Genomic DNA, 12,888 nt, shown 5'->3' with positions numbered 1-12,888 from the left:
GGGTCAGCCGCTTTCGGGTGGAGCGAAGGCCGGGTCGGCCCGGCGGGATCCAGCCGTGAGGTACGTGGTGAGGCGCTGGCCCGCGAGGTGCTCGGCGAGCGGGTCCGCCGGCAACGGCCAGCGCAGGGAGGTGTACAACTCGCGCCGGTACAGGTCGAAGCAGGACTCGACGAGTTCCGCGTACTGGCCGGCGGCGGACAGCAGGAATCCGCGGTAGGCCGTCGCGGCGACCACCAGGGACAGCGGGATCGCCCAGAGGGACCACACCGACCACACCGCGGACGCCACGGCACACACCCACACCTGGACGCTCAGGTACAGGGACCGGCGGGCGGCGACGATCTCGTTCCTGGCGGTGTCCGGCAGCAGGAACCACAGCCGGGGCCAGCAGATCACGGGGTCCAGGCCGTAGTGCGCGCGCACGCGGTCCTCCGAGGCGCGCAGCAGGTTGCCCAGCCGGGTCGGCATCCTGCGGGCGGGGTCCAGCGGAGCCGACCGCATCGCGCGGACCAGCCGCCCCCGCACCGCGAGTTCGTCGGCGTCCAGGTCGGCGGCCGGCCGGGCGGCCAGCAGGCGCAGGCGCCCGATGTCCCGCTGGGCGCGTCGGCTCAGCCGCTCACGCGTCAGGCGTGCCAGGCCCCGGGAGGTTCCGTAGCCCTCCAGCAGACGTACGGCCAGACGTGAGAGGAATTGGAGCAGCAGACCGGACAGCGTGAGCAGCAGCAGCGACGCCACCACGGCGAGGCACTGCACCAGGGCGGGCCGGCCGGTCAGCCCCGCGGTCCACACGGCGGCGGCCCCCGCCCAGCCCTTGTCGCGGACCGTGGCCCGCCCCGGGCCGTGCAGCCAGGCGAGCGCGCCCGCGAACCAGAAGAGGCAGGCGGGCGAGAACAACGCGGTCAGCCAGCGTTCGGCGAGCTTCCCCCCGAGCCCCTTCCAGAAGTCACCCAGCATGAGGGCGCCAGCCGGCCGTGCGGAACTCCAGACCCACGTGGCACCGCGGGCAGCGGTCCGGCGGAGTCACCGGGTCGCCCACGTCCAGCAGCGGCCACGCGAAATCACCGTTGGGGCACACGAACCGGTCGAAGTCGGCGAAGGCGTCACCCGCCAGCCCTTCGAACCCCCCGGGGCCGGACCGCTCGGCCGGGCTCCGGATATCGTCGTCCACCCCGTGCGCGGGTGTGCGGGATTCCTCCCCCGAAGACTCCGAAGGCTCCAACGACAGTCCCCCCGATCCGCCGCTCATCTCCCCTTGGCAACACTCCCCATTCCGGGGCCGGTCCAGCCATGAAATCCGGACACTCCCATTTCGTACCGAACTTGACCGGCGAAGTTCACAATCGATCGTCAATGATCCATTGCCGCCCGGGACGTGTACGGAGACGGCCGGTTCGACATGCTCGATGTGTGACATGGTGGTCTCACCGACGCCGCCGGAGGTGACCCGTGAGTACAGCCGACCCCGGCCTCTTCGGTCCCGCCTCCGTGACCTGGCAGATGCACGGCGACCCCATGATGTGGGTCGCCGGGATCCGGGCGCTCTACCTCCAGGCACTGCACCCGCGCGCGGTGCGCGGAGTCATGCAGAACTCCGACTTCCGGCGGGACGCCTGGGGGCGGCTGATGCGTACCGCGAACTTCGTGGGGACCACGACGTACGGGACGACGGAGGCCGCCGAGCGGGCCGGTGCCCGGGTGCGGAAGATCCACACGATGCTGAAGGCGTCCGATCCGGAGACGGGGGAGCGGTACGCCGTCGACGAACCCGAGCTGCTGCTGTGGGTGCACTGCGCGGAGATCGACTCCTATCTGCACGTGCTGCGGCGCTCCGGCTACCCCCTCACCGACGCGCAGGCCGACCGTTACATAGCCGAGCACCGGGTAAGCGCCCGCCTCGTGGGCCTCGACCCCGCGGCCGTACCCGGCGACCGGGCCGGGATGGCGGCCTACTTCGAGACGGTGCGGCCACGGCTGGTCGCGGGAGCCGACGCACGCGCGGTGGACGACTTCCTGCTCCGCCCGCCGACGCACCCCCTGCTGGTCCCGGTGCGCGCGCTGCTGTGGCGGAGGGTGGCGCATCTGGCGTACGCCTCCCTGCCGCCGTACGCCCACGAGCTGTACGGCAGACCGGCCCCCGCACCCGCCGCCGTCACCCGGCGGCTACGCGCCACCGGCACCGTGCTGCGCGGGATTCCCGCACGTCTGCGCTGGCAACTGCCGCCCAAACACATCCTGCGCGCCATGGCGAGGCTCGGACCGGGCACGCGTCCGGCACCGTACAAAGTCGGGCGATAGGCCGCCATACTGGACCAGGGCCTGTCCAGCAATCGCCGCGCGGCCCGCCCTTCGGGCGGACGACGGGAATTGCCGGACAGGCCCTGACAGGGGGGTGTGTCACGGATCGGGCCGGCTGCGCGCGACCGCATCGTGACGCCCTCCCCTAGGGGAGGCGCGGGGCGAACAGCGACGGGGGCGACGGCGCGCGATGGCGGACTCCAGGCTGATCCAGGGCCGGTACCGGCTGCTGGACCTGATCGGGCGGGGCGGGATGGGCGAGGTCTGGCGCGCCCGGGACGAGTCCCTCGGCCGCCAGGTCGCCGTGAAATGCCTGAAACCGCTCGGCCCGCAGCACGACCACGCCTTCACCCGTGTCCTCAGGGAGCGGTTCCGCCGTGAGGCCCGGGTGGCCGCCGCGCTCTCGCACCGCGGGGTGACCGTCGTCCACGACTTCGGCGAGTCCGAAGGCATCCTGTACCTGGTGATGGAACTGCTCCAGGGCCGCAACCTCAGCCAGCTCCTGGAGGACAACAAGCACCATCCGCTGCCCGTCGCCGACGTCGTCGACATCGCCGAGCAGGTCGCCGCCGCCCTCGCCTACACCCATCAGCAGGGCATCGTGCACCGGGACCTGAAACCGGCCAACATGGTGCGGCTGACCGATGGCGCGGTGAAGATCTGCGACTTCGGCATCGCCCGTCTGGGCCACGACATCGGCTTCACCTCCCGGCTGACCGGCACCGGCGTCGCCATGGGCACCCCGCACTACATGTCCCCGGAGCAGATCGGCGGCGACGAGGTCGACCAGCGCAGCGACCTGTACTCGCTGGGCTGCGTGCTGTACGAGATCGCCACCGGGGTGCCGCCGTTCGACCTGGAGGACGCCTGGGCCATCCTGATCGGCCACCGGGACACCCCGCCCCGGCCGCCGCGCGGTCACCGTGCCGAGCTGCCCGTGTACCTGGAGCGGATCATCCTGGACCTGCTGGCCAAGCGCCCCGAGCAACGGCCGGGCGACGCCAGGGAACTGGCCCGCCGGATAGCCGCCGGCCGGTCGGTGCCCGGGTACGTGCCGACCGTGGTCGCCGCACCCCCACGGACCTCCGAACCCCGTCTGCCGTCCTGGACCCGGGGAATGACCACCGGGCACAAGGCGACCGGCACCGGCCTGGCCGGCCCGGCCCCCGACCCCGGAGCCGGGCTCACCGGCGAGTGGATCGCCCGCCCGGTCACCGCCCTTCCGCAGATTCCGGCCCTCCCGCCCCCTCGGGCCGTGACCGCGCTCGACGGACGGCACCACGCGGCCCTCGGCCTGGGCCGGCTCGGCCGCTGGGACGAGGCGGGCGACCTGCACCGGGCCGTCGCCGCCGAACGCGCGCGGCTGCTCGGCCCGGACCATCCCGACACCCTGGCCAGCCGGTACGAGCTCGGCTTCACCCTCAGCCGCGCCGGCCGCCCCGCCGACGCGCTGCGCGAGTACACAGAGGTCGCCCGGGCGAGAGCGCGCGTGCTGGGCGCCGACCATCCCGACACCCTCGCAGCCCGGCAGGAGACGGCGTACGTACTGGGCCAGTTGGGCCGCCACTTCGACGCGCACCAGACGTACACCTCCGTGCTGGCCGCCCGGGAGCGCACGATGGGCGCCGACCACCCCGACACCCTGCGCTGCCGCCACAACCTCGCCTTCAACCTCAGCCGGCTCGGCCGCCTCGACGACTCCCACCGGATGGCCTGCGAAGTGGCCGCCGCCCGCGCCCGGGTGCTCGGCCCCCGCCACCCCGACACCCTGGTCACCCGGTACGAAGTGGCCTACGCGCTAGGCCAGTTGGGTCGCTGGTCGGAGGCCCTGCGGACCTACCGCGAGGTCGCCGAGGCACGGGCGGCGGTCCTCGGCCCCGACCACGGCGACACCCTCGCCGCCCGCTACGAGGTCGGCATCAGCCTGGGCCGCCTCGGCCGCAGCGCCGAGGCGCTCCGGCTCTACCGCGACCTGATCGGCGACCGCACCCGCGTCCACGGCCCGAGCCACCCCGAGACCCTGCGCGCCCGCCACGGCCTCGGCGTCAACCTCGGCCGCCTCGACCGCTGGGAGGAGGCCCTCGCCGAGTCCCGCGACGTGTGCGCCCTCCGCGAGCGTGTGCTCGGCCCCGACCACCCCGACACCCTGGTCAGCCGCCGGGAGGTCGCCGTCGGACTGGGCTGGCTGGGCCGCTGGCCGGACGCGCTGGCCGAGTACCGCCACGTCGCCGCCGCCCGCGAACGGGTCCTGGGCGCCGACCACCCCGACACGCTCGCCAGCCGCAACGACGAAGCCCACTGCCTGGAACAACTCGGCCGGGGAGCGGAAGCCGTCGAGCTGTACCGCCGGGTGGCGGTACAGCGGCAGCAGCGGGCGTCCGGCGGACGCTGAGCCGTCATCGGCACGCCTCTGGCCCCCGTAGATCATCACGTGTTACGAAGAACCATGCCCCCTCGCGAGCCATCCCGGACCTACGACGCCGTCATCGTCGGCGGCGGCCACAACGGCCTCGTCGCCGCCGCCTATCTGGCCCGGGCCGGCCGGTCCGTGCTGGTGCTCGAACGGCTGGACCACACCGGCGGCGCCGCCGTCTCCACCCGCCCGTTCGCCGGGGTCGACGCCCGACTGTCGCGCTACTCGTACCTGGTCAGCCTGCTGCCCCGGAAAATCGTCCGCGACCTCGGCCTGAACTTCCGCGTCCGAGGGCGCACCATCTCCTCGTACACCCCCATCGAGCGGGCCGGACGGCCCACCGGGCTGCTGGTCGGCGGCGGCGAGCGGCGCACCCGGGAGGCCTTCGCCCGGCTGACCGGCGGCACCCGGGAGTACGAGGCGTGGCAGCGCTTCTACGGCATGACCGGCCGCGTCGCCCAGCGGGTCTTCCCGACGCTCACCGAACCGCTGCCCACGCGGGAGGAACTGCGCCGCCGCGTCGACGACGAGGCCGCGTGGCGGGCCCTGTTCGAGGAACCGATGGGCGTGGCGATCGAGGAGAACTTCGGCGACGACCTCGTTCGGGGTGTGGTTCTCACCGACGCTCTCATCGGCACCTTCGCCGACGCCCACGACGCCTCCCTGGCGCAGAACCGCTGCTTCCTCTACCACGTCATCGGCGGCGGCACCGGCGCCTGGGACGTGCCCGTCGGCGGCATGGGCGCCCTGACCGACGCCCTGGCCACCGCCGCGCGCGAGGCGGGCGCGGTGTTCGCCACGGGGCACGAGGCGGTACGGATCGACACCGACGGGCAGTCCGCCGAGGTCACCTACCGCACCGCCGACGCCGAGGGCACCGTCACCGCCGGCCACGTCCTCGTGGGTGCCTCCCCGCAGGAGCTGGCGGCCCTGACCGGCGATCCCGCCCCGACGCCCGCCGAGGGTGCCCAGCTCAAGGTGAACATGCTGCTGAAGCGGCTGCCGAGGCTGCGGGACACCGACGTCGACCCGCGCGAGGCCTTCGCGGGCACCTTCCACATCGCCGAGGGCTACGGGCAACTGGCCACCGCCCACGCCCAGGCCGCGTCCGGCGACCTGCCCGCCGCGCCGCCCTCGGAGATCTACTGCCACTCCCTCACCGACCCCACCATCCTCGGCCCCGAGCTGGTCGAACGCGGCTACCAGACCCTCACCCTGTTCGGCCTGCACACCCCCGCCCGGCTCTTCACCCGGGACAACGACGCCGTCCGCGACGAGCTGCTGAAGTCGACCCTGGCCCAGCTCGACGCCCACCTCGCCGAACCCCTCGCCGACTGCCTGGCCCTCGACGCGGACGGCCGCCCCTGCATCGAGGCGAAGACGCCGCTGGACCTGGAACGCGATCTGCGCCTGCCCGGCGGCAACATCTTCCACCGCGCCCTGGCCTGGCCGTACGCCCAGGAGGACACCGGCCGCTGGGGAGTGGAGACGCGGCACGCCAACGTCCTGCTGTGCGGGGCGGGCGCGGTGCGCGGGGGAGGGGTGAGCGGGGTGCCCGGGCACAACGCGGCGATGGCGGTGCTGGAGCGCGACTGACGCCCCCTCAGGTCCGCCGGGGCTCGCGGAAAATCTGACGGAGTATCAGAAAGAGCCTTCCGTCCTCCGGGGGACTGCGGCATCCTGCGCCCCATGCAGACGGAGCTGAGCAAGAAACTGGGAGTCGAGCACGCCGTCTTCGGCTTCACGCCGTTCCCCGCCGTCGCCGCGGCCATCAGCCGGGCCGGCGGCTTCGGAGTGCTCGGCGCGGTCCGCTACACCGCTCCCGGCGACCTCAAGCGCGACCTGGACTGGATCGAGGCGCACGTCGAGGGCAGGCCCTACGGGCTGGACGTCGTCATGCCCGCCAAGAAGGTCGAGGGCGTGACCGAGGCCGACGTCGAGGCGATGATCCCCGAGGGGCACCGGGAGTTCGTCAAGGACACCCTCGCCAAGTACGGCGTGCCCGAACTCGCCGAGGGTGAGGCGCCCGGCTGGCGGATCACCGGCTGGATGGAGCAGGTCGCCCGGATCCAGCTCGATGTCGCCTTCGACTACCCGATCAAGCTGCTCGCCAACGCCCTCGGCTCGCCGCCCGCCGACGTCGTCGCCCGCGCCCACGAACGGGACGTGCTGGTCGCCGCGCTCGCGGGCAGCGCCCGGCACGCCCGCAAGCACAAGGACGCCGGCATCGACATCGTCGTGGCGCAGGGCTACGAGGCGGGCGGCCACACCGGCGAGATCGCCTCCATGGTGCTGACCCCCGAGGTGGTCGAGGCCGTCAACCCGCTGCCCGTGCTGGCCGCCGGCGGCATCGGCAGCGGACAGCAGGTGGCGGCCGCGCTGACCCTCGGCGCGCAGGGTGTGTGGCTGGGCTCCGTATGGCTGACCACCACAGAGGCCGACCTGCACTCGCCCGCGCTGACCCGCAAGCTCCTCGCCGCGGGGTCCGGCGACACCGTCCGCTCCCGCGCGCTGACCGGGAAGCCCGCACGCCAGCTCCGTACCGAATGGACCGACGCCTGGGACGACCCGGCCGGGCCCGGCACACTGCCCATGCCGTTGCAGGGCCTGCTGGTCGCCGAGGCGGTCTCCCGCATCCAGAAGTACGAGGTCGACCCGCTGCTCGGCACGCCCGTCGGCCAGATCGTCGGCCGGATGAACAGCGAACGCAGTGTGCGGGCCGTCTTCGACGACCTCACCCGCGGCTTCGAGCAGGCCGTCGACCGCCTGAACCGCATCGCCGGAAGGAGCGGCCAGTCGTGAGCACACCCCCCACGGGCTTCTGGGCCCAGGCCACCGCCGACCCCGACCGCACGGTCCTCGTCGCCCCCGACGGCGAGGAGTGGACCGCCGGACGGCTGCACGCCGCCGCCAACCGGCTCGTCCACGGCCTGCGCGCCGCCGGCCTGGAACGCGGCGACGCCTTCGCGGTCGTCCTGCCCAACGGTGTCGAGTTCCTCACCGCCTACCTGGCCGCCACCCAGGCCGGCCTCTACCTCGTCCCCGTCAACCACCACCTCGTCGGACCCGAGATCGCCTGGATCGTGTCCGACTCCGGCGCGAAGGTGCTCCTCGCCCACGAGAGGTTCGAGGGCGCCGCCCGCCACGCCGCCGACGAGGCGGGCCTGCCCGCGACACACCGGTACGCGGTCGGCACGGCCCGGGGCTTCCGGCCGTACCACGAACTCCTCGACGGACAGCCCGAGTCGGCGCCCGCGGACCGCGAACTCGGCTGGGTCATGAACTACACCTCGGGTACGACCGGACGCCCCCGCGGCATCCGCCGCCCGCTGCCCGGCAAGCTCCCCGAGGAGGCCTACCTCGGCGGATTCCTCGGCATCTTCGGCATCAAGCCGTTCGACGGCAACGTGCACCTCGTCTGCTCACCGCTCTACCACACCGCCGTCCTCCAGTTCGCGGGCGCGTCCCTGCACATCGGCCACCGCCTGGTCCTGATGGACAAGTGGACACCCGAGGAGATGCTCCGCCTCATCGACACGCACCGGTGCACCCACACCCACATGGTCCCCACCCAGTTCCACCGCCTGGTCGCCCTCCCCGAGGACGTGCGCGCCCGTTACGACGTCTCCGCCATGCGCCACGCCATCCACGGCGCCGCCCCCTGCCCCGACCACGTCAAACGGGCCATGATCGACTGGTGGGGCCACAGCGTGGAGGAGTACTACGCGGCCAGTGAGGGCGGCGGCGCCTTCGCCACCGCCGAGGACTGGCTGAAGAAGCCCGGCACCGTCGGCAAGGCCTGGCCGATCAGCGAACTGGCCGTCTTCGACGACGACGGCAACCGCCTCCCGCCCGGCGAACTCGGCACGGTGTACATGAAGATGAGCACCGGGGGCTTCGCGTACCACAAGGACGAGGCCAAGACCCGCAAGAACCGTATCGGCGACTTCTTCACCGTCGGTGACCTCGGCTACCTCGACGAGGACGGCTACCTCTTCCTCCGCGACCGCAAGATCGACATGATCATCTCCGGCGGTGTGAACATCTATCCCGCCGAGATCGAGTCCGCGCTGCTCGCCCACCCCGCCGTCGCCGACGCCGCCGCCTTCGGGATCCCGCACGACGACTGGGGCGAGGAGGTCAAGGCCGTCGTCGAACCCGCCCCCGGCCACGAGCCCGGACCCGCCCTCGCCGCCGCCCTGCTCGACCACTGCGCAGAGCAACTCGCCGGCTACAAGCGGCCCAAGAGCGTCGACTTCATCACCGAGATGCCCCGCGACCCCAACGGCAAGCTGTACAAGCGACGGCTGCGCGACCCCTACTGGGAGGGCCGTACGCGACCCGTGTGACCGATGTCCCGGTCCGGGACCTGGGGGATCCGTCTCCGGTCCTTGACCTCTCTCCCGAGCGGGTCGAAGATCATGTGACATGACGCAGGCACACGGCAGCACGGTGGACGGAGTGCTGCGGCGCAGCGCGCGGCGCACCCCGGCGCGGGTCGCGGTGGAGTACGGCGAGCGGACGTGGACGTACGCGGAGCTCGACGACGCCGTCTCCCGTGCGGCGGGCGTACTCCTCGGCGCGGGCCTCGCCCCGGGCGACCGGGTCGGCGCCTACGGCCACAACTCCGACGCCTACCTGATCGCCTTCCTCGCCTGCGCCCGCGCGGGACTCGTCCACGTGCCGGTCAACCAGAACCTGACCGGCGACGACCTCGCCTACATCGTCGGCCAGTCGGGCAGCGGCCTGGTGCTCGCCGATCCGGACATCGCCGGGCAACTCCCGGACGGGATACGGGTGATGCCGCTGCGGGACGCCGAGGACTCGCTCCTCGCGCGGCTGGCGGACGCGTCCCCGTACGACGGCCCCGAACCACGTACCGAGGACCTGGTGCAGCTGCTGTACACCTCGGGCACCACCGCCCTGCCCAAGGGCGCCATGATGACCCACCGGGCGCTGGTGCACGAGTACCTCAGCGCGATCGCGGCCCTGGACCTGAGCGCAGGCGACCGGCCGGCGCACGCCCTGCCGCTGTACCACTCCGCCCAGATGCACGTCTTCCTGCTGCCCTGCCTCGCGGTCGGCGCGACCAACATCATTCTCGATGCGCCGGACGGTGACCGCCTGTTCGACCTCATCGAAGCCGACCGCGTGGACAGCCTGTTCGCGCCGCCCACCGTGTGGATCGGCCTGGCGAACCGGCCGGACTTCGCCACCCGCGACCTGAGCGGCCTGCGCAAGGCGTACTACGGGGCGTCGGTCATGCCGGTGCCCGTCCTGGAGCGGCTGCGCGAACGGCTGCCGAAACTGGCCCTCTACAACTGCTTCGGCCAGAGCGAGATCGGCCCCCTGGCCACCGTCCTCGCACCCGACGAGCACAAGGGCAGGCTCGACTCCTGCGGCCGCACCGTGCTGTTCGTGGACGCCCGCGTGGTCGACGAGGACGGCGAGGACGTGCCCGACGGCACGCCCGGCGAAATCGTCTACCGGTCACCGCAGTTGTGCGAGGGCTACTGGGACAAGCCGGAGGAGACGGCCGAGGCATTCCGCGACGGCTGGTTCCACTCCGGCGACCTCGCGGTGCGGGACGCGCACGGCTACTTCACGATCGTCGACCGGGTCAAGGACGTCATCAACTCCGGTGGCGTACTGGTCGCCTCCCGGCAGGTCGAGGACGCGCTGTACACGCACGAGGCCGTCGCCGAGGCCGCCGTGATCGGCCTGCCCGACGAGCGGTGGATCGAGGCCGTCACGGCGGTCGTCGTCCCGCGCGGCGAGGTCACCGAGGACGAACTCATCGCCCACGCGCGCGAGAAGCTCTCCCCCTTCAAGGCGCCCAAGCGGGTGCTGTTCGTGACCGAACTCCCGCGCAACGCCAGCGGCAAGATCCTCAAGCGCGAGCTGCGGGACCGGTTCGGCGGCTGACGGCCGCACCACCCACCGGGCCGGGACATCGCCCGATCGAGCGTCACCCGAGGGCCGGATCGCAAGGGCCGGCAGTGCCCCGTCCGGGTGAGGTGACCCGCGTCCCGCGGCCTGGTGACGGCACGTCTCGTCACCCACCCGAACGGGCTAACCACGCAGCGTGAGTCCCTTGCGCCCACTGGGCTGTCCCCCATTCGGAGTTGCGTCCGTACGGCGGTCATGAGTCGGTGGGATGCGTGTCCTGCCGGATCTCACCACCAGGAGGAGACATGGGCACTGAGCAGAAGGGCCATTCGGCCGAGAAGCTGGGCGTCGTCTTCACGGTCCGTGTGATCGAGGGCGGCGAGCAAGGGTTCCTGGATCTGTACGACCGGATCCGGAAGTCCGTGTCCCGCACCCCCGGCCACATCGTCGAGAGGCTGGGCGAACCCGTGGACGACTCGCGGCAGTGGGTGATCACCAGCGAGTGGGAGACGGCCGAGCACTTCTTCGCCTGGCAGCAGAGCGAGGAGCACCGCGCGCTGGTGGCCCCGCTGCGCCAGTGGGTCGACTCGACGCAGTCGCTGCGCTTCCGGGTCGTCAAGGAGACCCTGGGGGTGTCGTCATGACGCGGACGACCAACGACCCCGTCGCAGTGCTCGGACTCGGGACGATGGGCGCCGGCCTGGCCGCCCGCCTTCTCGACCAGGGGGTACGGGTCCGGGTGTGGAACCGCACCGCGGACCGGGCCGAACCGCTTGCCGAGGTGGGTGCTTTCGTGGCATCCCACCCCGCCGACGCCGTCGCCGGTACGAGGGCCGCCATCTGCGCCGTCGCCGACGGCGAAGCCCTCAGCGCCGTGCTGCGCGGACCCGACGGCGTACTGGCCCGGGGCGCCTACCCCGGCGTCCTGATCTGCGCGAGCACCGTCGGGCCCGAAGAGGTCGTCCAGATCGCCGGGGACGTCTCAGCGGTCCTGGACATGGGCATGCTCGGCAACCGCGACCACGCCCGTGACGGCGAGCTGCGGCTGTTCGTCGGCGGCGAGGAGCAGGCGTTCGAGGCCTGCCGGCCGCTGCTGCGGATGCTGGGCAAGGAGGTCGTCCATCTGGGCGTACTCGGCTCCGGCATGCGGATGAAACTGCTCCTCAACCTGCTCATGGGCATAGAGGTGCAGGCCCTGGCGGAGGCCAGTGAACTCGCCGCCGCCTGTGGACTCGACCGGCGGCTGGTCCTCAGGACGATCGCGGGCAGCGGCTTCGCCTCGCCGGTCATGGCGTTCAAGTCGCGACGCCTGGCCTCCGGTCAGTTCGAGGAGCCGGACTTCCGGCTGCGGCTGATGGCCAAAGACCTCATGCTCGCTTCCAAGCAGGCAGCGGCGGCCGGCCTGAGCCTGCCGCTGGCGACCGCCGCGGCGGAGACCCACGTCCGCGCCACCGAGGAAGGGCTGGGCGACCAGGACTGCGCCGCGGTCACCCGCGTACTCACACCGAGAACGGGAAGCGACACGTGATCATCGACATCCACGGGCATCTGTCCCCGCCGGAGGCGGCCGAACGCTTCCCCATGCCCCCGAGCCTGACCGACGTCGACGGCATGCTCGCCGCTCGCGCCGAGGCCGGAATCGACCTCACCATCATCGGCAGCCCCGTCGGGGCCGGTGCGATGGCCCGGGTCCCGGGCGTCGACAACTACGCGCAACCACGCGACCGGCTGCGCGGCTTCCACGCCTGGATGTCGGGCCTGATCGGCAGGTTCCCGGACCAGTTGCGCGGATACGTGTACGCCAACCCGTTCGGCGACGACGATCACCTCGACGGGGTGCGGGAGACCCTGGCGGACCCCGCCTTCGTCGGTCTGATCACCACGTCCAGCGTCCACGGGGAGCTCCTCGGCTCCCCACGGGCCGACTCCTTCTTCGCGCTGGCCGCGGAGGCGGGGGTGCCGGTCCTGGTGCACGCACCGGCCGAACCGGTCGGCACCGAACGGGTCGACGAGATCGGCTTCGTCGAGCAGATCGGCCGGTTCGGCGACATCACGGTGGGCATGGCCATGATCGCGTTCGCGGGATGGCTGGACAAGTACCCCGGTCTCCGGCTGATCGGCGCGACCGGCGGCGGCGCGATGGCGCTGCTGCCGGAGCGCCTGCGGACGGCGGCGCGCCCCCCGCCCCGGGGCCGGGGGGCGCCGCCCCCCCGCCCGCCCCCGGGGGGCGCCCCCCCCCCCGCCGCCCCCCCCCCCCCCCCCCCCGCGCCCGGGCCCCCCCCCCCCCCCCC

10 protein-coding genes are annotated in these 12,888 nt (G+C 72.7%); 9 read left to right on the top strand and 1 reads right to left on the bottom strand.

Annotated features, from left to right (window positions below; all coding sequences use genetic code 11):
- Positions 1–3: 3 nt before the first annotated feature.
- A complete protein-coding gene (locus ACWGJM_RS32485) occupies positions 4–954 on the bottom strand; it encodes a hypothetical protein (protein ID WP_453415314.1) in 951 nt (316 codons plus the stop codon).
- Between the two features lie 543 nt (positions 955–1,497).
- Between ACWGJM_RS32485 and ACWGJM_RS32480 the strand changes: the two genes are divergently transcribed.
- The 9 genes from ACWGJM_RS32480 to ACWGJM_RS32440 all read left to right on the top strand — a co-directional run.
- Positions 1,498–2,295, top strand: a complete 798-nt coding sequence (locus ACWGJM_RS32480; RefSeq protein WP_453415404.1) for an oxygenase MpaB family protein — start codon at positions 1,498–1,500, stop codon at positions 2,293–2,295.
- 190 nt (positions 2,296–2,485) lie between these two features.
- Positions 2,486–4,687 (top strand): tetratricopeptide repeat protein, encoded by a 2,202-nt coding sequence (locus ACWGJM_RS32475; RefSeq protein ID WP_453415313.1) that lies wholly within the window; start codon positions 2,486–2,488, stop codon positions 4,685–4,687.
- 54 nt (positions 4,688–4,741) lie between these two features.
- The gene (locus tag ACWGJM_RS32470) at positions 4,742–6,304 is read left to right on the top strand and encodes a phytoene desaturase family protein (RefSeq protein WP_453415312.1); all 1,563 of its coding nucleotides are present in this window, start codon (positions 4,742–4,744) and stop codon (positions 6,302–6,304) included.
- Between the two features lie 93 nt (positions 6,305–6,397).
- A complete protein-coding gene (locus ACWGJM_RS32465) occupies positions 6,398–7,510 on the top strand; it encodes an NAD(P)H-dependent flavin oxidoreductase (RefSeq protein ID WP_453415311.1) in 1,113 nt (370 codons plus the stop codon).
- Positions 7,507–9,057 carry an acyl-CoA synthetase gene (locus ACWGJM_RS32460; RefSeq protein WP_453415310.1) on the top strand — a complete coding sequence of 517 codons (1,551 nt, stop codon included), beginning with the start codon at positions 7,507–7,509 and terminating at the stop codon, positions 9,055–9,057. Before ACWGJM_RS32465 ends, ACWGJM_RS32460 begins: the two co-directional genes overlap by 4 nt.
- Before the next feature lie 79 nt (positions 9,058–9,136).
- A complete protein-coding gene (locus tag ACWGJM_RS32455; protein WP_453415309.1) occupies positions 9,137–10,633 on the top strand; it encodes an acyl-CoA synthetase in 1,497 nt (498 codons plus the stop codon).
- A 269-nt stretch (positions 10,634–10,902) separates the two neighbouring features.
- On the top strand, positions 10,903–11,241 hold the full coding sequence (locus ACWGJM_RS32450) for an antibiotic biosynthesis monooxygenase family protein (RefSeq protein ID WP_453415308.1): 339 nt from the start codon (positions 10,903–10,905) through the stop codon (positions 11,239–11,241).
- Positions 11,238–12,125, top strand: coding sequence for an NAD(P)-dependent oxidoreductase (locus ACWGJM_RS32445; RefSeq protein WP_453415307.1), 888 nt, complete (start codon positions 11,238–11,240; stop codon positions 12,123–12,125). The genes ACWGJM_RS32450 and ACWGJM_RS32445 overlap by 4 nt, the downstream gene beginning before the upstream one ends.
- Positions 12,122–12,888: amidohydrolase family protein (locus ACWGJM_RS32440; RefSeq protein ID WP_453415306.1), on the top strand; the 767-nt coding region annotated here is incomplete at its 3' end. The genes ACWGJM_RS32445 and ACWGJM_RS32440, both read left to right, overlap by 4 nt.

The sequence above is a fragment of the Streptomyces sp. NPDC054834 genome (assembly GCF_053611185.1).
Note: the sequence above shows the minus strand (reverse complement) of the source record. Positions and strands in the feature narration are given on the sequence as shown.